Genomic DNA, 24,541 nt, shown 5'->3' on the forward strand with positions numbered 1-24,541 from the left:
CTATTTGCAAAGCTCCGGCTAAAGCTGAGTCGTATTGGCTTTAGGCAAATAACTTGGGTTGTAGAACTTGTTATCCAGCTGCCAAGGCACGATTTCTTGGTACTCGATAACGGTCTTTTTGCTCGGCTGAATGCTATCAAGCAAGGTCATCTCACTGACGTAGTCTTCACCGTTGTCAGTTGCACGCCCATATTGCGCTTGCTTGGCGAGTTTGCCAGAGCGCAAGTAGAGATCGGCTTTGATTGGAAATGCATCTTGCTCAGACAACCATAAGTCGATCTTCTGATAACTCGCCCCTTTGGTTTTCGCGGTTAAAGCAAGATGATAAGCCGCGACACTCTCTCCGTTCACCGAGACAGTTTCTGTCGCTTTCCATTCACCTTGATAATCTTGGCTCCACGTCAGGGTTGAGATGTCGCCGATAGACGCTTCACCAAGCAGCTTTTGCATTGGCGTAATGCGAATCGGACGGCGGCTCTTTGGCATTTGCAGCCAGTAGTTGTCGCCCATCATCAGCATCTTTTGCCCGGCTTCAACCGCTGATTTGAACACCACCAGCGATTCACGATTTGGACGCGTGTACACGTGGTAAAGGCGGGTTTTATCTAACTCTTGGTCTTGATATAAGCGCACCAGTGACACTACTTTGGAGGAATCATCTTGCAAGCGGTAGCTGTCCGCTTTTTCAATCAATTGCGCAACTTGCTGTGCATCTAGCGCTGTTTCATTCGCACTGGCATTGATGCTTGCAACGCCAGTTACCGTCAGCAATGCAATTGGTAATAGTGATTTGAAATTAAACATAAATAAGTGCCTCCGTAATTGGCTTGTTCACCCCTTTGCGTGCCGAGAAAAACGCCGCAACCAAACAGATCATCAATACTGCGAATCCTGCGACAGCCACCAGCTCCCAAGAGAAGTAAATCGTTAATGGGTAACCTTCTGTGCGTCCTGGCGGTGGCGGCATTTGCACATCCACGACCATCAGTAAGACGGTAACTAACCCAGTAAACAAAGCGCCAATTAAGCTGCCAATAACCGCAAGCAACCCTGCTTCGCGCAAAAACCCAGCAATGATTTCGCGAGGGTAGCTACCAAGTGCTGACAAGGTACCAATTTCACGGGTGCGCTCGGTGACCGACATGGTCATGGTGTTAAACAGCGCGACAAAGACCACCAACGCCATTACTGCGCCCATGATGCCGAAGATGCGGTCGTACAAATCTTTCACTTTGAGATAGAAGAACGCGCGCTCTTGCCAAGGCGTAATCTCAATATCTTGGTCGCCAAAGTTCTGCTTTTGCTTACTCAGAACCGAAGCCACTTGTTGCTCGACTTGGTTAGTTAAACTGGTGTCGAACAGGAAGACAGATAACGCACTGACTTTGTCTGAACCGAGCAGCGATTGCGCGCTGTTGATATGCACGTACAGTTGGCGTTTATCAAGCTCAGGCACGCCAGTTGAATAGATACCACGAACTTTGAAGTCATACGCGTTCAATGCGCCGTCGGTAGTGGTCGCCAGCAAGGTAATCCAATCGCCAACGTGCACACTTAGGTTGTTCGCCAAATCAACGCCAAGCATCACTTCTGGCTCTGCAGGGTCATAACGCGATGCATGAATGTTGGACAGCGTCTGCCCTTCACGCACGTCTAAAAACGGCCCTTTCATATCGAATTCGCGCTCGTTAACACCAATGCCGATAAAGATCGATGACTTGTTGCCGTTGGAAATTAAACCGCTGAATTCAACTCGCGGCTGCACGCCTCGCACTTCATTCAATCCAATCAATTGCTTGGTGATGTCGTCCGCATGAGTTAAACCGTTACTCAGCGGCATCTCTTCTTCTTTGGCAAAGTAACCCGGTGTGGTTAACGTCAGGTGCCCCGTGTCACGCGCTGTCGACTCTTTCAAACTGTCATAGGTGTACAGACCAAAACCGCCCGCACTGGTTAACGCAAACACGGCAATGGCAATGATCAGCATCGACAATAAACTGCGACGGCGATTGCGTTGCAGATTCAACCAAGCAAGGCGAACCGAAACAGGAATTAGCTTGCCCATGAAACCTCCTCCACACTTGCGTGCGTTTGGGTAATTTTGCCATCCACCAATTCAATGGTTCGATCGCAGCGGGATGCCATGCGAGGGTCGTGAGTGGCGACGATAAAAGTGGTGCCTAGCTCGTGTCCAAGCCCTTTCATAATGTCGATGACCTTGTTGGCAGTTTGGCTATCAAGACTTGCTGTTGGCTCATCAGCAATCACCAACGCTGGTTTGTGCACTAACGCACGAGCAATTGCCACGCGTTGCTGCTGACCGCCAGATAGGCTATCGGGCATGTGATGAATAAACTCACCCAAGCCAACGTGTTCTAGCATTTGTGTAGCGAGCTCGGTTTGTTCTGCTTTTGAAAAACCGTTGAGGTGTAACGGATACGCCACGTTCTCCAACGCCGTCATCACGGGGACAAGATTGAATTTTTGAAATACAAAACCAAGCTTTTCACGACGCATTTTCGCCGCCTGCATTTGTCCGGTTGGGTATGGGCTGCCTGCAAATGTCACCTGACCTTGGTATTGAGTATCCAGCATGCCAAGCACGTTAAGTAAGGTGCTTTTGCCTGAGCCAGACGGTCCGCACAATGCCACCATTTCGCCGGAAAACACTTCACCAGAAACGTCTCGTAATGCACGCACCGTTTGGCTGCCAAGGGCGTAATCGCGGCTAAGTTGATTAAAAACAATCATGACGCCTCCCTAATATTTCGCTAGCAACGCTTTCGCGGTTTGCGTTTCTAGATTGCTGTCGCCCAACTTCTCCATTTGCGCTAACCATATTTTGGCTTGTTGAACATCTTCAGCGCGCAGTGCCGCTTCAATGGCGTAGCGATAAATCCACGAAGTAGCCGCGAAAGGTTGTTGGCTAAAACTCGGTTCATCGAGCAGAGAAAGGTACAGCTCGTAGCCACGCTCAAAGTGATTGAACATATCTGGCAGAGAAGTAAAGGTAGTGGCTGCCATGGCGGTGGCTAATTGATATTCCGGCAAGCCTTGTAAGCGCTGTTGTTCTTGCAGTGGTACTGGCTGATTCGCCATTAGATCCAAACCTTTTTGGATTGTGGCAAGACCGCGCTCGGTGAACTTCATCTTGTTCCAAGGCATAAACGCCTCACGACCTTGCAACGTCTCTGCACTGCCTAAATACACCAAGGTCACTGGCGTTGCGCCTTGCTCTTCGAGTTGTTTGGATAATTCGCCGTAAACGGTATCAACTAAACCAGAGTCACCCTGCGCCGCTTGGTTGAATTGACTGAGTGTGCGCTCGCTTGGGTTAGCCAGAGCCAGATTGCTGCTGAGTGCAAATGCGGCGATAAACGTACTTGCCAGTTTAAGAGCTTTGATTGAGCGAGATTGAGAAACCATCATGTACTGTCCTTAGTTGAACGTGATTTGATGGTTTCAGATTAAGGGAGAAGATCGCACGCTGCTTTTACATGCGACCAATGGCAGTTATGCGGAGTGAATGGTATTGAGAGAGGATGAATGACATTCACTTAAACAGAAAATACAATTCCGCTCATTCGTAACTCTACATTTTTACGGCAGTCACAATAAAAACACTGGCTTAAAATCTGAGGCTAGTGTATTTATCCATCCCACAGCTACCCATAACAGACAGTGTCGCACTCTCCTTTCTTACACACCTTTGCATGGTGTCTGTTGTTTCCAAATCGAGATTCTTAGCATCGGAATAGTTTGAACTCTTCGAGTTTTAGTTGTTTTCGCACTCAAAATAGGTGCGTTATTAGGTCGTTGAAAATGAATAAGCGTTATTTCCCAAGAGTTGATTTGCCACTACTCATGGCGATCATTCCGATCATGCTGTTAAGTTCGCTCACTCTCTGGAGTGCCAGTAGCTTTAATGAGGCGATGCTCTTCAAACATTTGGCGCGCTGCGGACTGACATTAGTTTGTATCTTGGTCATGTCCTCGATTCCAGCGTCCAGCTATCAACGCTCAGCTCCATATCTCTACATTATTGCGGTTGCGCTGCTACTTGCTGTCGCTTTATTTGGTGATAGCACCAATGGCTCTCAACGTTGGCTCGATATCGGCTTCTTCCGCTTTCAACCGTCTGAGCTAATCAAACTTTCCATTCCAATCATGATCGCCTGGATGCTGCATATTGAAGGAGGTCGACCAGACAGTCGGAAAATTGCGTTTTGCTTACTTATTACAATGATTCCTGCCGGGTTAATCGCGCTACAACCGGATTTAGACGGTGCAGTTTTTACCATCATTTATGCATTGTTCGTTTTGTTTTTGGCTGGCATGAGCTGGAAAATAATCTGCGGGTTTATTGCGAGCATTTTAACGTTAGCACCTATTTTATGGTTCTTCGTTATGGAAACCTATCAAAAGAGCCGTGTAACACAGTTCTTGCACCCTGAGTCCGATCCACTGGGTTCGGGCTACCAAATCATACAATCTTTGATTGCGATTGGCTCAGGCGGTATGAAAGGTAAAGGTTGGATGAATGCAACGCAGGGAACACTTGGGTTTATTCCAGAAAGTCATACGGACTTTATTTTTTCGACCTATGCAGAAGAATGGGGCTTTGTTGGCAGTTTAGTCTTACTCGCATTGTACTTGTTTATCACTGCACGCGTTATGTTGCTTGCATGTCAGTCTGACCACTTTTTTAGTCGGCTGGTAAGTGGCGCATTAGCGATGAGCTTTTTTCTGTATGCTTTTATCAATACGGGCATGGTGAGTGGCTTGTTGCCAGTAATGGGTAGCCCACTTCCCTTCTTTAGCTATGGCGGCACGGCGATGCTAACTCAAGGTATCTGTTTTGGTGTAATCATGTCGCTGTGTTATTCCAAATATCGTAACGCATAGCTCTGCTTGAGAAAAAGCGATCAAAAAAAGGCTTCCTCAGGGAAGCCTTTTTACAACGATATGAGCGAATTAATTACAGCTCTGCGTTGTGGTAAACCTGCTGAACATCATCACAGTCATCTAGAAGATCTAGGAATTTCTGGAACTTCTCAGCATCTTCACCCGATACAGGCGTATGAGTTTGCGGAACGAATGTGATTTCTTCAACATCGATCGTTAGATCTGGGAATGCACCGTTAAGCGCAGTTTTTGTTTTGAAGAATTCAGTGTGAGGTGCGAATACAGTGATAACACCGTCTTCTAGCTCAACGTCAGTAACGTCTACGTCTTCCATCATTAGCGTTTCTAGGATGATTTCATCATCGTCGCCTTTGAACTGAAATACCGCTTGGTGATCGAACATGTGAGAAACCGAGCCCTCAACACCAATTTTCGCACCGACTTTCACAAAGCATTGGCGTACATCTTGGAAAGTACGGTTGCCGTTGTCTGTTAGACAGTCAACGATAACGCTAGTACCGCCAGGACCGAAGCCTTCGTAACGTGCTGGAGTGTAGTCTTCACCACCGCCACCGTTCGCTTTGTCGATCGCTTTATCGATAACGTGCGCAGGAACTTGGTCTTTTTTCGCTTTTGCGATCAGGTGCTTCAAAGACAAGTTCATGTCTGGATCACCACCACCGTTTTTCGCGCACATGTAAATTTCTTTACCGTATTTGGAATAAACTTTAATTTTCGCGCCTGCAGTTTTCGCCATAGAGGCTTTGCGCACTTCAAAACTTCTTCCCATCGGGATGTCTCTCTAAATTCAAATTTAATGCGAAGGATTTTAGCAAAAAGCGAAACCTTTTCAATTTCGCTTAGCAAAGGAATAGGGAGGTTACCTCATTCGTCGCATTGGATTGAACCATTGCCACGGTTCGCGTTAAGCGACACCCATTACTCGTTTGTACTTTTCGACCGATTGCTGGAAAAACGCCTTTTCATCAGCATCGTTAATCTTGGACAACTGTTCTTCTATTGCTTCAGGACCAGATTTGGCCTCTCTGAGCTTCCAAACCAAAAACGACGCCTGCTTATCCAGTTCGATTTTGTTTTTTTCGTCAGGCGGCAATAGGGATAGATTAAACGACATTCACAGCCTCAAGGTACTTTAAATACTAGCCGGGCACTATATCACACAGAGTTACAATTACAGAATAGAAACGCACTTAACTTGATCGATTTCAAGTTAACTATTTAGGCACAGCGCTGATTTTCAGTGCTTTTGGTAAATGCTGTTCGAATATTTGTTGTAATCGAGTCTTGGTAACGGGTTTAGCCACGAACTCGTTCATCCCAACATCGAAGCAATGTTGCTGATCCTCTTTAATGACATTGGCACTTAGCGCAATAATTGGAACGTGTTTCCCCCACTTTCCCATTTTTCGAATTCGTTCCGTAGCAATAAACCCATCCATCACAGGCATTTGGCAGTCCATAAAAATCAAATCGAAAGGCTGCTGATCACACAGCTGCAATGCTTCTTCGCCATGGTTGGCGACACTCACTCGCACACCCAGTTTTTCTAACATGATGCGAACTACCTTCTGATTGACGATGGTATCTTCAACAACCAGTACCCAAGGTTTATCATTATCTTGAGGGCTGATTTCGTTGTCTTCCGCTTTCCGGAAATCTAATACATTAAGTTGGTCGGTATAGGTCGATTGCGCATTTATTACAGCAACAGGAATCGAAAATTCAAAACAGCTTCCCAGCCCAAGCTCACTTGTTAGTTGTATTTCCCCTCCCATCAAGTTAACCAACTGTGCAGCTATCGCCAAACCAAGCCCTGTCCCACCATACTTTCTGGTGGTACTACCATCAGCTTGTTGGAAGCGTTCGAAGATTGCTTGTTGGTGCTCTTTCGCAATACCAATACCAGAATCCACAACTCGAAACCGGATATGAGCGGTCTCTCCATCAAGTCGAGATAACGCTACAAGAAGCTTCACATGGCCGCGCTCGGTAAATTTAATCGCGTTGCTCAACAAATTGTTCAGAACTTGTTTCAATCGTGTGGCATCACCTTGCACTTCCATTGGCAAGTGAGGATCAATATCGCTGAGCAGCTGTAAGTTTTTCTGCTTGGCTTTGACACTATGTAAACTGATGACATCGTCAAGTAGCTCGCGAAGATCATAGCTCGTGTATTCCAGCTCTACTTTGCCAGCTTCAACTTTAGAGAAGTCCAAAATGTCGTCGATTATCGTCATTAGTGAGTGAGAAGAACTGTCAATGATCTCTACAAACTCTTTTTGCTGGGGATCGAGGTCGGTGTCATTGAGCAACGACGACACACCAATAATGCCATTCATCGGTGTGCGGATCTCATGGCTCATAGTGGCAAGAAACTCACTTTTTTTACGATTAGCGACTTCAGCCCTATCGCGTTCAGCCTCTAACTCAGTCTGGTGCTCTTTCACTTTCTCAACACTTCGGTTGTATTTCTCTGCCAAAACACTCACTTCATCAAAGCACCATCGTTTAGGGAGAGTCACTTTACTCGGCACTGTACCGCCACGAAAATCGCTCACCGCACCAGACAGCAATTGTAACGGATTGACCAACAAGCGAAACGCCACCCAAAGAACACCAATGATGAGGACAAGAATTTTGATCGCTTCTGTCGTAAGTAGAAAAAAGAACTGCTGCCAAAGATCTTCATATATCGCGCTAAGATCCGATTGAACCGTTAATATCGCGAGATCATACGTTTTATCGCCGACCCGATACTGCATCGGCCAGCTTCTCTCGACAACATCCTCAGAAAGCGCCGAACCTAATTCAATGATAACTTCGTCTTCACTAGCAATACGTAAGTAGTCCACCGAGGGCATACGCATTGCACCTTGAGCTTGTGTCAGCAACAGCTCCCTATCCTCTACCCACAAACTCGCAGAAAAGCTCGATAAATAGCTAGACTCAACCTGCTTTAATTCAACATCTAAATGGGCTAAATCTTCGTGAAAAACTCGATATAAGCTCACTGTAGAAATGATGACCGTAAAGATTAAACTCAACGTTAATACCGCCAACATAAGTTGGTTGCCGATACTAAAACGACGTTGAGATCGCTCTTTTTCATCCATATGAAACCGCTCCGATAAACTTGCGCTACTCTAAATATAGCTACGCACAAATAATAATCGAGGATACGATGAAAAGACTTCTACTTAGATTGGCTTTTAGCTTAATTGTTGTAAGTTCTCATGTGACCGCAAATCAAGTGAACTATTACGTCATTGCTGAACAAGCTCGACCATTTCAAATTGAACAACAGGGACAAATGCACTCCGGAATTGTGACCGATATCGTCAGCGCTATCTTCGCGGAGTCGGATTACCAAGTGAATTATCATACTTATCCATTTAAACGTATGATTTCCATATTGGAAGAAGGCGCTGAGCCAAACTGGTTAACTTATGGCAGCCCGAACTGGGGCAAGGTGCAATCGGAAAATTTATCTGAGGAGCCCATTTACACTGTAAAACATGTACTGGTGTCGAGTAGCGAGAAGCCTTTAGAATTCAAAAATATGGATACGATGCATGGTCGTTCTATTGTATTACTGCTGGGGTTTGATTATCCAAATTTAACACCGTTCTTTGAAAATGGCAGTGTCAATGAAATGCGTGTGAAAGACTACAACGCCGCATACCGAGTGATAAGCCGAACCCCTGGAGATACAGCTTTTGTCGAGATGGAATCCCGAGTCCTTTACAACTTAAAGCGACTCAATTTGCCGTTAGAGAATTTTCAGATACAGCCTTTCAGCTCGGTTATTCCTGACTACTCAATCTACCTAGCTTTTTCACCTCAAATGCAACCAGAAACTCAAAATTACATCAATACACGACTCGTTGAATTAAAAGCCTCAGGGGAAATTGATGAAATCATTCAAAAGTATCAATGAATCAACTCATTAACAAAAACTCCAACGATGATACGTTGGCGTTTTTGTTTCTGGGAAATCTGTAGCACTTACTTAATGTGGTTAACAAACTTAGGATCAAACATGTGCCCCAATTTACTCGCCTTGGTTTGCAGGTAATGTTGATTACTTGGGTTATTCCCTTCTTGTAATGGCACTCGTTCAATGACGTTAATATCAACCGCTTTTAAGGCGGCGAGCTTGCGTGGGTTATTCGTCATTAGACGCACAGCGTCAATCCCCAAATGCTCTAGCATTCCTTTACAGAACGCGTAATCACGCATATCAGCGGCAAAACCTAAACGCTCATTTGCTTCCACGGTATCTGCGCCATCATCTTGTAAGTGATAGGCACGAATTTTATTAATCAAGCCGATTCCACGCCCTTCTTGACGTAAATAAAGCAGCACGCCACATCCCTCTTTGACGATGTTTTGTAGCGCTCTATTAAGCTGAAAACCACAGTCACAACGCGTGCTAAATAGAGCATCTCCGGTAAGACACTCCGAATGCAACCGAATAAGTGGAGCTGCACTTTTTGTTGGCTCACCATAGACCAGAGCAAGATGCTCTTTATTTGTCGCGGCTTCAATAAAGCCGTACATCATAAATGTGCCCCACTGGGTGGGCAATTTGGCTTTATCGATAAACTTCACGAGATTGTAAGGCTCAACATGTCTCAGCTCTGCCCGCACATTCATCAGAATCTCTCCTAGATGATTTTCTCCTTTACCATCTCCCCCGTCTCCCCAAAAGGCATCTTTATGAGAATGCTCTGTTAGGCAAGCGTTACCCGTTCTCATTAATTGCTGCGCTAATGGTGGATTTTGTAGAAACTTTTCCCTAACGATGAAAGCCATAACAGCCAACTTTATATCGTCCCAATCGCTTCTGACAAAGTGTTCGTATTTACGGCTTAAAGCAAACGCTTCATCAGGGGTGCTTGCGTGCTGAATTTTACTTTGCAACTGAGCATCGAGAAACTTTTGGGCTTGGTAATAATGTTCACTGGTGGGCCAAGTTTGGGAGGATATATTGACTGGGGCATGGCAAAAATTTGAGAGAAAACCGTGGGGCTCATCGGGCTCATAAAAAAGGATTTGATCAACCATACTTGCGCTCCTTGCTTTGTGGTTGCGATAATCAACAAAAAGCATATCGCTACTGATATATCTAGTAACACAAGGTCAGATTGTCAAACTTCTTCGGGACGGGACGTGAGTGTGAAACTCGTGCTTTTGAGGCGCAAGACAGGTAAATGGAGGTTTTGAATAAGAGAGTAATAGAGTGAAAAAATAAAAAGGGCAGTCCGTCGACTACCCTATGGGTTGCTAAACCAACCTGAGGCGATCAGTGTATCAAGCCAAGCTCCCTTGCTTCTTCAATGGTCAACCCACTTTCACGGATCTCACGTAACGCTTCAATGCGTCTTCTGGCTTCTGCTGATTTCACTGTTTTCTCTGGCTTCACAACGGTTTCCTCATCAGGTAATTCCCATTTGTGAGCGATGTTGGTCATCTCGTCATGGTCGATAGAATTAATGGACATATTTCCTCCGAACACACCATGTTTTCGATGCGTAATCTATAGCAAAACCGGAACAAGGTGGTAAGAAAAACTGTAGGGAAATGTGACCCCTCCCGCCCTTTCGTTAACTCCTTAATAGATTCATCATTTAAGTTTTGCCAAGGGACAAATTTACGATTAAATTTGAGTAATTTCCCCTACGAAAAGTGTGCTGATCTAGCTCTCAATTCTGCTCTTCTTTAGTTTTATCAACGACGCATTACACCACTTCCTGTTTAACCTAACTTTCGAGTCACTTCACTGATTCATAGCTTGATACTTTCTAAAAACCGCCACACCTGATAATGATAATAATTATCTTTTAGATTGATAAGGTGTTTATATGGATGGTATTAACTTAAGTCATGCATACCACAATGACCCGGTCATCCAGATCCGAGATTTGTGCGTCGATTACATCACTGATAATGGTGATTTTAATGCGGTAAAGTCCGTCAGCTTTGATATCGGCAAAGGCGAAGTATTTGGTCTTGCCGGTGAATCTGGATGTGGTAAAAGCACAATCGCATTCTCAATAAATCGTCTTCATAAGCCGCCAGCGTTCATTTCTGGCGGTAAAATATGGTTTGATGGCAAAGATATCCTTAGTATCTCAGACTCTGAACTGACCGCTCTAAGGTGGAGTGAAATCGCCATGGTGTTCCAGAGCGCGATGAACTCACTCAACCCTGTCTTAACGATACAAGAGCAATTTGCAGATGTGTTACGACACCATCAAGGCCTCACTAACGCTCAAGCAAAAGATAGAGCAGAAAAGTTGTTGGACTTGGTCAATATTCCTCGAGAACGCTTAGCAGAATATCCTCATCAATTTTCAGGAGGAATGCGTCAGCGGTTGGTGATAGCCATTGCTTTGTCTCTAAATCCAAAACTGATCATTATGGATGAACCCACAACAGCATTAGATGTAGTGGTACAGAGAGAAATTTTACAGCAAATTTATCAGCTTAGAGATGAGTTCGGTTTTTCAGTCCTCTTTATCACTCATGACCTGGCACTCATGAGCCAACTATGTGATCGAATTGCAATCATGCGTCACGGAGAAATCGTCGAAGTCAATCGAGCATACTATATACGCAATCATCCTCAACACCCCTACACGCAAAAGCTTTGGGCTTCTTTCCCAAACATCCATGACGTCCACAAACAACCAGAGTTACAAGGAGCGTAACCATGAGCCAGCCTATCATCCAAATGAAAAATGTGATTAAAGAATTCAAAGTAGGCGGTGGTTTAGCGAAAGAGGAAACCTTTCGTGCGCTTAAAGGAGTGACTTTTGATCTGTACGCAGGAAAAACCTTGGCTTTGGTTGGAGAGTCAGGCTGCGGTAAGAGTACTTGCGCTCGTTTAATAACCAAAGTCTATCCTGCAACGGAAGGCGAGATCCTTTTCAATGGCACTGACATAAATGAGATCACGTCACGATCGGCTCTACAAGAATATCGCAGTAAAGTACAAATGGTGTTTCAAGATCCGTTTGGCTCTCTCAATCCAACTCATACCATTCGCCATCACCTAACACGTCCTTTAAAAATTCATAAACAAGTCAAAAACGAGCGCGACATCCCAGCCCGCTTGGAAGAGCTTCTAAAGCTGGTGGAACTACCTGAAGAGACATTGAATAAGTTCCCTCACGAACTCAGTGGTGGGCAACGTCAGCGAGTAAACTTAGCAAGGGCTTTAGCGGTAGGTTCGCAAATCATTCTTGCGGATGAGCCTACGTCTATGCTGGATGTTTCTATTCGCTTGGGAGTGTTGAATTTAATGCAACGAATGAAGCAAGAACTGGGAATTGGTTTTTTATACATCACACATGATCTGGCGACTGCGCACTACATCGCGGAAGAAACCGCAGTAATGTACAAAGGGCAAATCGTTGAATGGGGCGACACTCATTCAATACTTAAGAATCCGCAGCATCCTTATACTAAGCTGTTGATTTCTGCCGTTCCTGATCCTGACTTACCTTTTGGTAACTTAGTGAAAAATGAGCCAAACTATTCGATAGATGCCGATGAAATTCGTCAACGTAGCAGCATAATTGTCGACGAATTTGATCAAATAGGGCCAAATCACTATGTAAAACAATGGACTGAGGCAGCGTAATGGATTTGAGTACTTGGCAAGATCAAATCGCCATGTGGTACGAACAGCGGAAACATGATCAAGTAGAAAAATTGGAAACGATCTTATATCAGGTGCCTGATGACGTGTTTGGACCCGAATTGAGTGATCTTCAAAGTAAAGCGATTGCTTGCTGGTTGGATGGATGTTTACGCGTGTTTCAACATGCAAGCTACCAAGACCCTCAGAAAGCATATCAAACCTTGCTTTATACGAGTGCAAAGCTTGAACAAGCAGCATGCCAAGTCTCGACTGATATTCTGATCAAAGATTGGTGTTTGAGACGACTTCAGCATCTCACCGTTGTGGCGTTAGAGTTTTGTAATCAGCAGTGTGATCAAAACAAGTGGCAGGAACAAGCCCATAGCTTAATCGAATCACATGTTGCGTTGATGCGTTCATTACATTGGAATGAACCCAAGAAGCATGATCAAGGTTTACCTCATTAGTCCGGAAAAATGATCAAGGCTTAATTAGCGGAATTTTAGGCAAAAAAAAGCGAGTTTCCTGAGGAGAAACTCGCGAAGTCTATTCAGAATGAATGTAACAATATGAGCCAATCTATTAATCATCAGAAAGGACAAAAGGTTGTCTATTCGGGATAAATAGTAGTATTAGGCTTGGCTTCTAATGTCAGTGGTTTGTAAGAGTTAAGTCTGTTTTTTATCATCGAAAGACATTGTTACATTTCAAACCGATACATCACACCTATAGCTTGATACACATCAAGCGACACTTTTAAATCGCCATTTCATCCAAGGCACGAAATACCATTTCATCCATGTGACCATCGAAGATTTGACGACAAACTTTCCGACGCACCGCTAACCCCGCAATCAAGCGTTCGATGGTAAGATGCTTAACATCGTTCTGGGTGTTAAACAGCTCGACGGTTTTACTTAATGTCTCATAAGGAATCGGCTCATCCCCTACCCTTAGCCAATCGAGCTTCTCTATGTAATCTGAGCACTCTTCTTTGATTGAGGCGTACGAGTGCCCTGTCATCGCAGACAAAGCCGTTATACTGCGTTCTAGAGCCTCTGGTGAGGTATATTTAGATAGAGTAATGGTGATCTCATCAGCATTGATCTCTACCAAATGTTTTCTTTGCTTCACGCGTCGCCCTAAATTTCCTCTTGGAGACGGTGCTTTGCGTTGAATGGGCTCAAATTCGCCGTCTATGATGCCTGAGAGCTCCTCAAGCTGTTGTCGGGTTACCATCTCATTACGAAGTGGGTTTGGCAGCGTAGGCGCCATGTTACGCTTTCCTGCGTTGGTCGTTCGCGCTCGTGAATAACGTAAGACCTCTTCGACATCACATTTGATGTCGATCTGGTAGTCCATCACTTTGTCATTTTCGATCATGGTTTCGATCGTCAGGTGATAACCCCACAAATTAACGACGAATAGATCATCATTCCCTTTTCCATCAGACAAACGCTTTAGTTCTCGGATCAGATCCATGGAGAAACGTCGCCATTCAATGTTACGTGCAAGTTTCTGGTTTAACTCACTCAGTAGCATGCAATCCGTGTGACGACGAACCATGCGACTACGGAAGAAAGAGTACAGTTGAAACACCAAAGTATGTTGTTTCAAGATCTCTGGCGGAAACAAGAAGAAATAATCGCGCGTTAACAGCTCTTCATAAAACGAAGGTTCCCAAACTAAAATATATAAGTTTGGCTTGATACGAATTTCACCATCGCTTCCCTCCACAGGTGCCTCTTCAGAGGCCGTGATGGTTCGAGCAAGAAAACGAAAACGATCACTTTTGAAGCCCTCTGGCATGTTTTCACTTAGCCAACGTCCCGTAAGTTCATGGAGCTGAAAATCAGTGAATTCAATGCGATCAATGCTATCGCGAATGGAATCACGAGCTGGGCCACTGTCTTTTTTGCCTCTGAGCGACAAAATATCAGTGATGTATAGCGGCGTTTTGTTTGGTACGTGAGCCGCATCAAGCTGATACTGATCTTTGTGATGATCATGATACTGAACCGTTAACGTGAAGAGAGCGAACAGGGTCATGAGATCATCCACAGTCATGATATTTTTGGATGATCGCGTCTCAATAACGGCTTTAGTGCCAGAGATCGACACCATGGATTTCTGATAACTTTTTCGAGTTCTTGGTGGCGCAAGTGCTTGGTCAATGATCCCAGCCCAATTTGTTGGAGATACAACAAATTGATCGGCTTCATCTTTCATCGTGGGAGGTGTGTTTAACCCGTGCTCATTCAACAAACGTTTGTTTACTTGAGTCTGAGCCAATGCTTTCGAACGTTTTTGTTTTTCGTTCTGACGAACTTTGTCGGTAACGAGACTTGTTGCTCCCAACACAGATATAAGCTGATTGGGATTCACAAATTTATGTAGCATCGTTTTACCAGCAAGTCCCTCTTCAAAACGCACTGGAGTTTGAGTAAATAAACCAATATTTACTGCCGCGCGCAAACGTTGTTGCAGGGCTGCACGTGTGAGTTGCCCATCTGTTGCTTCCACAATCTCTGTGGTTGAAACCAAACCATCCTTGCTGCTGAAGCCTCGTAATGAGATCAGATTAAGCAACTCTAAGATGCTTTTGGTCACCCCTTTGAAATGTTGGTACTGCTCTACCCAATCCGCAGAGGATTCATGTACCTCAAAAAGATGGCCATCTTTGTGGCTTCTCGGTGCTTTAATCAGAATTTTTTCATCAGCCGTCATTTTAGATCCAGATCACACTAGCCGTAGTTGTGCTATGGTTCCGAAGAATAAAGAAAAACAGATCATAAATAAAGAAAAAAGATTGTTTTTAAATAACTGATCTTTTTGATTAATCTGATCTTAATTGATTATATGATCTAATGATCTGGCTTGAAATTTCTCGCTAAGCTTTTGTTCTATAAGACTATTATTTCCATGTGTTTCGGAACTATGATCATAAGAAGTCTGAAAGTATGATCAACAATAACCTGAAAGCATGATCATATTTATTCGTAAGCATGATCATTAAGGTTATGAAAAGATGATCAAAAGAGTCTTGAAACGATGATCATGATGTTTTTACAGGTTATCCACAGATGCAGTATTTAATAATGATCTTCACGATGATTATATTGTGCATTGGTGATGTTATTTATACTCGGATCGATGATCAAGAGCCAATATATCTATCGTTCTGGCGCCCATATTGATGAGATATCACTCATCTGATTAAAATACATTCAAGTCGCTCATATTTAGAAGTAAATCCTAGTCTCTGCTTATTTACAGGAAGCATGATCATGAGAGCGTGATTTATCATAGCAACTTGAGCAATTTCATTGTTCCGGCTTCTATAACGTCAATTTCTGCTCAATCCCCCGTTCTGTCTGCACTCAACCGTAAATCAGAGAAGAAAACTCATGCTTCCGAGAGATTCTAAGGCTTGATCATATTTCCGATTAATGGATCTTATTTTATTTGCGTGTTTACACCGTACTCTGCTCTATTTTTCCATGATCATGCTTTCGGATTTGCTTATTAACACGGAAGCATGATCATAAGCATGCCTTGATCATACTTCCATAGATGTTTCGCTGGAACTGCCCTATTTTGCTCGGAGACATGATCAAGGTGTTCAGGTCTTTATTGTTCCGATATTACTTACTATTTATCGTTTAAATTAGGTTGGTCTAACATAACCCGTAATTTAGCTTAAGATTATAATCGTTCCGGTAGAAAATTGATTTACATTGTAAATTAGTGACGCTGTAACACTTTTTATTTTTAAGTTTAGGTGTCCACTTATGAGAAGATTATTTGATTAGAAATAGTTATCTTTTTGACCATAAATCATAAAAGCGTCGATTTGGGTGTTTTTTTATGTGATGGTAATTCAAAATGTTCGTGCACCTTTTTGTTGTTTTTGGTCTTTACTGCTGTACAATTGCAATTATAAATCCTTCCAACGGAATTTGGCATGAAAAGAGAAAAAACGATTGAAAACCTTCTTGAGTTAGCGGAGCTGACTCAGCAGGTTCAAGCTGACCGTATTGAAATTGTTTTAGAAGAGCGAAGCGATAACTACTTCCCACCAATGTCGAAAGCGATGATGGAAACCCGTTCTGGTCTAACTCGCCGTAAGCTCGACGACGCGATTGGTAAAATGGAAGCCGCTGGGCATCAATTTACTAAAAACAACGCGAATCATTATTCAATTACGTTAGAAGAAGCACACATGCTCATGGATGCGGCTGAAGTGCCTAAATTTCATGAGCGTAAAAAGAATTCAGGTAACAAACCTTGGATTATTAATGTGCAGAACCAAAAGGGCGGTACAGGTAAATCAATGACCGCGGTTCATTTAGCGGCATGTTTAGCGCTAAATTTGGATAAACGATACCGTATTTGTTTAATCGACTTAGACCCACAAGGCTCGCTACGTTTATTCCTCAACCCGCAAATCAGCATGGCAGAGCATGATAATATCTATTCTGCGGTAGACATTATGTTGGGTAACGTGCCTGATGGTGTGGAAATTGACAGTGAATTTTTACGTAAAAACGTATTGCTGCCAACGCAATATCCGAACTTAAAGTCGATTTCAGCGTTTCCAGAAGACGCGATGTTTAATGCGGAAGCATGGCAAACGCTATCTGAAGACCCATCACTCGATATCGTCCGTCTGCTGAAAGAGCAACTGATTGATAAAATTGCTGATGACTTCGATATCATTATGATTGATACCGGTCCACACGTTGACCCATTAGTATGGAATGCTATGTATGCATCAAATGCCTTGCTAATTCCTTGTGCGGCTAAGCGTCTGGATTGGGCTTCAACAGTAAACTTCTTCCAGCATTTGCCTACGGTATATGAAATGTTCCCGGAGGACTGGAATGGTCTTGAGTTTGTTCGCTTGATGCCAACCATGTTTGAGGACGACAATAAGAAGCAAGTTTCTGTTTTAACTGAAATGAACTATCTTCTAGGTGACCAAGTTATGATGGCTACTATTCCTCGTAGCCGTGCGTTTGAAACCTGTGCCGATACCTACAGCACAGTATTTGATCTGACAGTAAGCGATTTTGAAGGCGGTAAGAAGACACTAGCTACCGCGCAAGACGCTGTTCATAAAAGCGCACTGGAATTAGAGCGTGTGCTGCACTCTAATTGGCCGTCATTGAATCAGGGGTAATAAGTAAATGGCTTTGAAAACGTCTGAATTAAACGCGAAATTATTTGGCAAAACGAATAAGCGTCGTGTTGTGACTCCGCAAGAGGCGCAAACTGCGGCAAAAGAGAAAGCTCAAACGATTGAACTAGCAGTTGCAGGTGAAAATATTGTTCAGTTTGAACTTGTGCGTATTCCTGCAAATAAAGTTGCGACAGAAACAACAGTATTTGTTGATAACGCTCGTGAGCAATCGTTCTTAAACGAACATGCTTTATCTGATGTTTTAGTCACACTCAAAGAGCGTGGCCAACAATATCCAGCTGTGGGTCGTAGAACTGAAGATGGCAAGATCGAAGTTTTAGATGGTAGCCGTCGTCGCATGTCTTGTATCCTCGCTGAACAAGACTTTTTGGTTTATGTTGCTGACAACATTAATACTGACCATGCTAAGTTTTTGTCTGATGTGGCAAATGCTCACAAGCCGCTCTCTTTATATGAAAAAGGGAAAGAGATGCAGGCTAAGCTTGATAGTGGTGAAGCTGAAGATCAGAAAGCATTGGCAAAAATGTTCCAGTGCAGTGAAGCGTTGGTAAGTGGCGCTTTAAAAGCCGCAGCATTACCGTTAGAACTGCTTCAAGCGTATCCGAATGTTGGCGATCTCGGTCGTCCAACTATCGTGAAACTGCACAAACAGTTTTCAACGCTGACGCCAGAGCAGCAGCAAGAGCTGTTAGATAAATGTCGCTCTAGCGAAGGGTTTTTATGGCAGCGAAGCACAGCTCAAGGCGTTGCTCGTCTGACAAAAGAAGTCACGGAAAGCATCGAAAATTGGATTACTGAACTTGCACCAGCAAAACCTGGTAAGAAGACGGAAAAAGTCGACTTAGTTAAAGGTCGAGCAAGCTATAGCCGAAAAGGTAGCAGCCTGGCGTTGAACTTGAAGAAAGTTGACGACAGCTTAATGGAAGAGATTCTTGCGTTTGTACAAACCAAACTGCAATAACAAATGATGATTGAATCAACCGCCTCCGGGCGGTTTTTTTATATCTGAGAAGCGTCAAATTAAAGATGTGATACCATTGCGTCAGTTCAACGTTGGATAGACAAAATGCAGACACAATCTGATTTCCTTTCATCACTTCAACATCAAGCTCACCAATCTTTCCAAAGGATTGGTATTGTCATTCAAGGCGAGGCTTCTTGGCAAAATGCGTTGATGTCAGAGTTCCATAAAACGCAGCGCCATCAACGTTGGTTTTCTGTTGGTGATTTTGGTTTGAAAAACGTATCCAGTGTTTCGTCTAAACAAGGGCACATGTTGCTAGGCAGAGAGTGTGACGTTCTATTGTTTGATGCTCGAAATGGCTTTGACGCCAATAGTTTTACCGCCGCGCTTGGCTCATTGGTTGGCGGCGGTTTTCTTATTGTCATTACTGAGCTGCGACAAAATGCGAATTTTGCTCAGCAATGGATGCACAAACAATGGGAGAAGCTCGTTGTTATTGAGCAAGACAAACCATTGCCAACGGCTCCAGACATCAAGCAAGCAGAAAAAGAAAGCCACTACACGGAACAAGAACATGCCATTTCTCTAATTGAAAAGGTGGTGACAGGACATCGAAAGCGACCATTAATTTTGACCGCTGATCGTGGACGTGGAAAAACAAGTGCCCTCGGCATTGCGTGTGCGAGCTTATTACAGCAGAAGCCACTTAGAATCTTAATTACCGCACCATCTATAAAAGCCGTTGAGCCTGTTTACCAACATGCTTTGCGGCTACTTCCAAATGCGCAGCGTATTAGGAAGGACAGATTAGAATCAGGGCAGGGAGCCATTCAATTCATTGCTCCTGACGAACTTCTATCGAGCAGACCTGAATGTGATTTGTTACTTGTCGATGAAGCGGCTGCAATTCCAGTTCCTATGCTCAAAAGCATTACCGAACATTATCATCGACTCGTTTTTTCTACGACTGTTCATGGTTATGAAGGTTGTGGCCGGGGCTTTACGATTAAATTTGTTGATTGGCTTCAGAAACAGCGCTCGGGAATGAAAACATGGCACATGACACAGCCCATCCGCTGGAGCATGAATGATGCGCTTGAATCATGGCTCTATGACGCGTTTTTGTTGGATGCGGAGTTAACGCACCATCAACTTAAACAGGTCGACTCAATTTCCCTTTCTAAAGCCGATAAGAACCATTTGATATCGCAGCCTAGTTTGCTGCGTGAGTGCTTCGCTCTTTTGGTGAATGCTCATTATCAGACCTCGCCGAATGATTTGATTCACCTTTTGCAAGACGACAACAGTCAGCTCTATTTTGCTAAGCAAGATAATGCGGTTGTGGGGGTGATATTAGCGATCGAAGAGGGGGGCCTTGACGATGAATTGATTGAAGAAATCCAGCTTGGTAAGCGTCGTCCTAAAGGACACTTAGCCCCAATTACGATTGCAAACCACCTAGGATTCCCGAATGTCGCGAATCTATCGACGCTGCGAGTCATGAGAATTGCGGTTCATCCAGCATTGCAAGGCAAAGGCATTGGTCAAAAAATTCTGCAGCAACTTGAGCAAATGGCTGCTAAACACATTGCCTACTTATCCACGAGTTTTGGTGCGACGGAAGAGTTGCTCTATTTCTGGCGACAATCGAACTTCCGTACAATTCGCTTAGGGTCAATGCGCGATGCTGCTAGCGGTTGTTATTCAGTCTTGATGGTCAAACCTTGTGATTCCCAACAGACGGCTTGGGTCGACCAATCTCAGGCGCTATTTGAAGAAATGTTGTCTAACAATGTGGCTGACGTCTATCCAAAATTAGAAGCCCCTATTTTTCGAGCTCTATTGTCGCAACCTTTGGGAATGAGTCCACTTCATCCCGCTAAGTTATTACTAATTGAATGTTATGCTGATGGTGGTAACAGTTATGAGTCTGTGTCTGTGTGGCTTCAACAGTGGTTACTTAATTTAGGTTTGAACTCTGCTTCCGACTTGATGATTAGTAAGCTTTTTCTTAACCGTAGTTGGACTGAATGTGCTCAGCAATTTGGTTTACCTGGAAGAAGGCAAGTTGAGCAGCAGTTAAGGGACGAAGTAAGACACATTTGGAGCGATTTACACTGTAAACAATAAAGGGAAATTTACACTGTAAATGAAATTATTGGGAGCTGATTTTACACTGTAAATCCAGCTCCTTTTTGTTTCAGCGTGTATTTTGATTGAGCCTTAGGCTAAATCGAGTTTTCTCTTAATATCCTGTTTAACCGTTATTGATGGATTACTTTCTTTAGTGACGTGAGCCCTATAATAAGAAATGCGAGGTTTGTTCAGAAAACGGATTTGGTTAGACTGAAAGTGTTGATGGGAAGCAAAGTGGTAAGGGTATGTGGAAGCTGTGTCTTGAGTTATCTGAAGATAAGATCAAGGTGATAGCCCGTCTTCCGGGTGAAGTGGATCTCGGTGGTGAGCTAAATCAAAATGAATTAAACGAGCAGCTCGTCGCAATGAACGCTGAAAAGATGTTTATTGTAGAGGGGGAAGTCGTTAGGTTCATTAACTGCGCCAAAGAACGTAAAGCTGAAGCTTACGAAGGCATCGTCATTGCAGAAAAACGCAACGCACAAGTTGAGGTCGAATTGTCGAATAATGACATGCTCGCCAGTATGAACGTTGTCGGTGCGTACGGAGGCCGAGGTTTACGTGGCCCCGAGATTGTTCAAGCTCTTGCTCAAGCGCGAGTTTCGAAAGGCATCAACAAACTGGCTTTGAAGAAAGTGTTGGTTGTCAGCACTCAGCTCAAACCTGGCGAAACTTTTTCTCAACCTGTAGCGGTTGGTAAGCAACCTATCAAAGGCAAAGACGCTCTTTTTACTCCTCTTGTTAAAGACATCACCAAACGCATCCTCAAACCCAAAGACGGCCAATCTGCTAGCGACAAAATTGATTTACGTAATCTCGGTGAAACTATCGCGGTTGGCGTAGGCGATGAGGTGATGCGCCGCACGCCTGCGACCAAAGGCACGCCTGGTTTTACTGTTCAAGGGCGAGTGATTCCTCCGCAAGCCGGAAAAGACAGCCCAATGAAGCCGGGCAAAGGCACTGAGATAAGCAAGCAAGACCCAAACCTATTGATTGCATCGGTATCCGGTACGCCTCTGATTAAAGACAAAACCATCGAAGTTGATAACGCACTCTGCCTCAATAGCGTTGGCGTGAATACAGGCCACGTGAAATTCAAAGGGAATGTGATTATCGGTGGCAACATTGAATCTGGCATGATTGTTAAAGCGACGGGCTCTATTACTGTAGGCGGCTTCATTGAATCGGCTGACGTACAAGCGCAAGACGACATCCAAGTTGGTAAAGGGATCATTGGCCACACCATGAGTGATGGCCAGCCAAAGAGTTGTCACGTCAAAGCCAAAGGTTCGATTCGTGCCAGCTACGCCCAATATTGTGATTTGCAAGCCGGCGAAAATATTGAGTTGGCGGTGCACAGCATGAATAACGATATTGTTTGTGGGCGCAATCTGACGGTGCTAGATGCGAACGGTAGGAACGGCACGCTCAGCGGCGGAGATGCAAAAGTCGGTGGCAAAGTGGTGTGCTTACAATTGGGCGTAGAAGGCGACACCGCCACTAAGGTAGAAGCGTTCGCACGCTATTCTGCATTTAAGGAGCGATTAGCAGAGCTCAAAGATCAATACAAACACGCTCAAGAAGGAACGATGGATGTGATTCGTAAAGAGCTCGAATTTAAGAAACGTCCTAAAGCCGAACGTACCGACGAAGAACAAGCTCAGATTGCTGTGATGAAAACACAAAACAACGAGCAGCTTGAAGCGATAAAGCAAAAGCTAGAACAAACGGAACACGACTTTGAAGTCGCGTTAGAAGAAAATATTGTCGAAGCCAAAGAGCGTGTCTTCACACGCGTGACGGTGCAGTTTGGCGACGAGCAGGTAACGACAAAGCGCACTCATGGCGGTTGTTCGTTCCGTTTCAATCAATACGAAATTAAAGTCTCGGCGAACTTGGAAGAAGAGGACGTCGCTGCGGTTTAAGCTTTCTTACTCACTGAGCCCACACGTCGCAACAAGATGTGTGGGCTTTTGTTTATCTACAAATCGACAATGTGCTCTTGATAGTAGTCCGCAAGCGCACCGACTTGGCTGCTACACATTACTTTCATTGCTTGTTTAATGTGTTCTATTGGCCAGTTCCACCATTGGATATTGAGTAGAGTTTCAATCTCTTTATCGCTGAATCGTTGACGTACGACTTGGTTGTTTCCAACCACTACCGAATAAGGTTGCACGTCTTTCGTCACTACGGTGCGTGCTCCGATGACGGCTCCATCACCGATGTTTACTCCGGGCATGATCATCGCCTCGCTGCCAATCCAAACATCGTTCCCCACCACTGTATCTCCGGCACGCTCGAAACCGTCTTGTACGCCTTCTCCAAAGTCTTCAGGAGAGAAGGGGAAGGTCGAAATCCAGTCAATGCGATGACCTTGGTTTCCTGCCATCATGAAGGTGGCTCCAGAAGCGATGGAACAAAACTTGCCAATGATTAATTTGTCGATGCTATCGGGTTCTCTACTTTGCCATTCTTGAAGTGTGACGGGGTCACCCAACAAGTAGCGTACCGCTTGCTCTTCGAAGCTTTTTTGATGATAGAAGCCCGAGTAATAGCTGTAATCGCCAACGATGATATTGGGATTAGTGATGTGATCTTTAATGACTTGACCTTTTAACCACGTGTCGAAAACACTCATAACTCATCCTTTCAAATTTAGGTTGTACAGAGTTTAGAGGCTTTCTATTATTTCCAGTAGTTTGATTTTAGAGATTCAGAATTACTGTATGGAAATAAAATGGCTCAGCTACGTACCACTTTACGTCGCTTTGTGTGAGGAACGAAGTATTGCTGGTGCAGCAAAGCGACTGAATTGTTCGAATGCGCATGTAAGTCGGCAACTTAAACAGCTTGAAGACATATTGTCGGTGCAGCTTATTCAGCGAACTACGCGCCAGTTTAATTTGACCTACGATGGTTTGCGGTTTTATCAGCAGGTAAAGCAACTGCTCGAAGGCGCTGAGCAGATCAATGAGCAAGTCATGGTAAACGAGATCGTATCGGGAAAATTGAGAATAGCGGCGTCCGCTTCTTTCGGAGCTGCGTTACTCAGCCAAACATTGATCGAGTTTCGATTGCAACATCCACAAGTGAGTGTTGAAGTGATCTTCACAGAGACACCTCTCGACTTGATTGAGGCTGGGTTTGATATCGCATTCTACTTTACCGATACTCCCCCAGAGGGATACGTCGGCCATCAGCTACGCACTTTACACTGTAAACCGATCGCTCATCGCTCGTATTTAGCTGATAAACCAAAGGTAAGTACGCCAGAGGAGCTTGGTGACTTAGAGCACATCCTTTATAAAAGTCGTGACTTGGTGTTAGACAAGTGGACGTTTACGCATAAGCAAACTCAACAGCAGTGCAGCATTGAGTTAGAAAGTACGCTGAGTTTTAATCTTGTCCAGTCCATGTTGGATGCTACTTTGACTGGCTGTGGTGTAGCCATGTTAGATGAATTTGCACTGGCTAAACTCGACCCTGCACAAAAAGAACAACTCGTGAGTTTGCTGCCAGAATGGCAAACGGATGCGATTTTGCCGCTTTATCTGCTTTACCCAAAACGTGAGCACTTACCAAGAAGAACGCGAGCGTTCATTGATCACTTTAGGAACATATATTCTGTCGGAGAATAGCGACAACAAACTTAGCAACAATT

Annotated in this window: 21 protein-coding genes; 10 read left to right on the plus strand and 11 right to left on the minus strand. The window is 44.2% G+C overall.

Going from position 1 to position 24,541, the window contains the following annotated elements; translation table 11 throughout:
* Nucleotides 1-18 precede the first annotated feature (18 nt).
* The 4 genes from R8N46_RS00475 to R8N46_RS00490 are packed head-to-tail and all read right to left on the minus strand — an operon-like array spanning nt 19 to nt 3,429.
* Entirely contained in the window at nt 19-804 is a 786-nt protein-coding gene (locus R8N46_RS00475; protein ID WP_005374475.1) for an outer membrane lipoprotein-sorting protein, read from the minus strand.
* Entirely contained in the window at nt 797-2,065 is a 1,269-nt protein-coding gene (locus R8N46_RS00480; protein ID WP_132936202.1) for an ABC transporter permease, read from the minus strand. Before R8N46_RS00480 ends, R8N46_RS00475 begins: the two co-directional genes overlap by 8 nt.
* Entirely contained in the window at nt 2,053-2,751 is a 699-nt protein-coding gene (locus tag R8N46_RS00485) for an ABC transporter ATP-binding protein (protein ID WP_115386886.1), read from the minus strand. Before R8N46_RS00485 ends, R8N46_RS00480 begins: the two co-directional genes overlap by 13 nt.
* A gap of 9 nt (nt 2,752-2,760) precedes the next feature.
* Nucleotides 2,761-3,429, minus strand: a complete 669-nt coding sequence (locus R8N46_RS00490; RefSeq protein WP_132936203.1) for a hypothetical protein — start codon at nt 3,427-3,429, stop codon at nt 2,761-2,763.
* A 393-nt stretch (nt 3,430-3,822) separates the two neighbouring features.
* On the opposite strand from R8N46_RS00490, the gene rodA reads away from it, so the two are divergent.
* Nucleotides 3,823-4,905: a rod shape-determining protein RodA gene (gene rodA, locus R8N46_RS00495; RefSeq protein WP_065275570.1), complete on the plus strand. Its 1,083-nt coding sequence runs from the start codon at nt 3,823-3,825 to the stop codon at nt 4,903-4,905.
* 73 nt (nt 4,906-4,978) lie between these two features.
* On the opposite strand, the gene R8N46_RS00500 is transcribed toward rodA, so the two are convergent.
* The 3 genes from R8N46_RS00500 to R8N46_RS00510 form a co-directional block, all read right to left on the minus strand.
* The gene (locus R8N46_RS00500) at nt 4,979-5,695 is read right to left on the minus strand and encodes a YebC/PmpR family DNA-binding transcriptional regulator (RefSeq protein ID WP_005374482.1); all 717 of its coding nucleotides are present in this window, start codon (nt 5,693-5,695) and stop codon (nt 4,979-4,981) included.
* 135 nt (nt 5,696-5,830) lie between these two features.
* Nucleotides 5,831-6,040 carry a DUF3283 family protein gene (locus tag R8N46_RS00505; RefSeq protein ID WP_005374484.1) on the minus strand — a complete coding sequence of 70 codons (210 nt, stop codon included), beginning with the start codon at nt 6,038-6,040 and terminating at the stop codon, nt 5,831-5,833.
* 100 nt (nt 6,041-6,140) lie between these two features.
* The gene (locus R8N46_RS00510) at nt 6,141-8,039 is read right to left on the minus strand and encodes an ATP-binding protein (RefSeq protein WP_171342401.1); all 1,899 of its coding nucleotides are present in this window, start codon (nt 8,037-8,039) and stop codon (nt 6,141-6,143) included.
* A gap of 68 nt (nt 8,040-8,107) precedes the next feature.
* On the opposite strand from R8N46_RS00510, the gene R8N46_RS00515 reads away from it, so the two are divergent.
* The gene (locus R8N46_RS00515) at nt 8,108-8,863 is read left to right on the plus strand and encodes a substrate-binding periplasmic protein (protein ID WP_005374490.1); all 756 of its coding nucleotides are present in this window, start codon (nt 8,108-8,110) and stop codon (nt 8,861-8,863) included.
* A gap of 68 nt (nt 8,864-8,931) precedes the next feature.
* Here R8N46_RS00515 and ribA read toward each other — a convergent pair whose 3' ends face one another.
* Together ribA and R8N46_RS00525 are read right to left on the minus strand one after the other, a co-directional pair.
* Nucleotides 8,932-9,993 carry a GTP cyclohydrolase II gene (ribA, locus tag R8N46_RS00520; protein ID WP_005374492.1) on the minus strand — a complete coding sequence of 354 codons (1,062 nt, stop codon included), beginning with the start codon at nt 9,991-9,993 and terminating at the stop codon, nt 8,932-8,934.
* Between the two features lie 238 nt (nt 9,994-10,231).
* Entirely contained in the window at nt 10,232-10,429 is a 198-nt protein-coding gene (locus tag R8N46_RS00525) for a PA3496 family putative envelope integrity protein (protein WP_005374493.1), read from the minus strand.
* Nucleotides 10,430-10,790: 361 nt separating this feature from the next.
* Here R8N46_RS00525 and R8N46_RS00530 point away from each other — a divergent pair, with 361 nt between their 5' ends.
* Genes R8N46_RS00530 through R8N46_RS00540 form a run of 3 tightly spaced genes read left to right on the plus strand, consistent with a single transcriptional unit; the run spans nt 10,791 to nt 13,041 of the window.
* Nucleotides 10,791-11,639 carry an ABC transporter ATP-binding protein gene (locus tag R8N46_RS00530; protein WP_065275569.1) on the plus strand — a complete coding sequence of 283 codons (849 nt, stop codon included), beginning with the start codon at nt 10,791-10,793 and terminating at the stop codon, nt 11,637-11,639.
* A 2-nt stretch (nt 11,640-11,641) separates the two neighbouring features.
* Complete coding sequence (locus tag R8N46_RS00535) at nt 11,642-12,574, plus strand: ATP-binding cassette domain-containing protein (protein ID WP_065275568.1); 933 nt, start codon at nt 11,642-11,644, stop codon at nt 12,572-12,574.
* Entirely contained in the window at nt 12,574-13,041 is a 468-nt protein-coding gene (locus tag R8N46_RS00540; RefSeq protein ID WP_047102478.1) for a hypothetical protein, read from the plus strand. The genes R8N46_RS00535 and R8N46_RS00540 overlap by 1 nt, the downstream gene beginning before the upstream one ends.
* A gap of 289 nt (nt 13,042-13,330) precedes the next feature.
* Here R8N46_RS00540 and R8N46_RS00545 read toward each other — a convergent pair whose 3' ends face one another.
* Nucleotides 13,331-15,301 (minus strand): replication initiator protein RctB domain-containing protein, encoded by a 1,971-nt coding sequence (locus R8N46_RS00545; protein ID WP_017635223.1) that lies wholly within the window; start codon nt 15,299-15,301, stop codon nt 13,331-13,333.
* 1,237 nt (nt 15,302-16,538) lie between these two features.
* Between R8N46_RS00545 and R8N46_RS00550 the strand changes: the two genes are divergently transcribed.
* The 4 genes from R8N46_RS00550 (at nt 16,539) to R8N46_RS00565 (ending at nt 22,802) form a co-directional block, all read left to right on the plus strand.
* A complete protein-coding gene (locus R8N46_RS00550; protein ID WP_005374503.1) occupies nt 16,539-17,756 on the plus strand; it encodes an AAA family ATPase in 1,218 nt (405 codons plus the stop codon).
* 7 nt (nt 17,757-17,763) lie between these two features.
* Nucleotides 17,764-18,738, plus strand: a complete 975-nt coding sequence (locus tag R8N46_RS00555; protein ID WP_005374504.1) for a ParB/RepB/Spo0J family partition protein — start codon at nt 17,764-17,766, stop codon at nt 18,736-18,738.
* A 105-nt stretch (nt 18,739-18,843) separates the two neighbouring features.
* Nucleotides 18,844-20,871, plus strand: coding sequence for a tRNA(Met) cytidine acetyltransferase TmcA (locus tag R8N46_RS00560; RefSeq protein ID WP_213972079.1), 2,028 nt, complete (start codon nt 18,844-18,846; stop codon nt 20,869-20,871).
* A 251-nt stretch (nt 20,872-21,122) separates the two neighbouring features.
* Nucleotides 21,123-22,802: a DUF342 domain-containing protein gene (locus tag R8N46_RS00565; protein ID WP_213972080.1), complete on the plus strand. Its 1,680-nt coding sequence runs from the start codon at nt 21,123-21,125 to the stop codon at nt 22,800-22,802.
* A gap of 56 nt (nt 22,803-22,858) precedes the next feature.
* Here R8N46_RS00565 and catC read toward each other — a convergent pair whose 3' ends face one another.
* The gene (gene catC, locus R8N46_RS00570) at nt 22,859-23,518 is read right to left on the minus strand and encodes a type C chloramphenicol O-acetyltransferase (RefSeq protein WP_005383592.1); all 660 of its coding nucleotides are present in this window, start codon (nt 23,516-23,518) and stop codon (nt 22,859-22,861) included.
* A gap of 88 nt (nt 23,519-23,606) precedes the next feature.
* Between catC and R8N46_RS00575 the strand changes: the two genes are divergently transcribed.
* Nucleotides 23,607-24,518: a LysR family transcriptional regulator gene (locus R8N46_RS00575; RefSeq protein WP_213972081.1), complete on the plus strand. Its 912-nt coding sequence runs from the start codon at nt 23,607-23,609 to the stop codon at nt 24,516-24,518.
* Nucleotides 24,519-24,541: the final 23 nt, after the last annotated feature.

It is taken from the genome of Vibrio sp. 1874 (genome assembly GCF_033344395.1).
Classification (GTDB): domain Bacteria; phylum Pseudomonadota; class Gammaproteobacteria; order Enterobacterales; family Vibrionaceae; genus Vibrio; species Vibrio alginolyticus.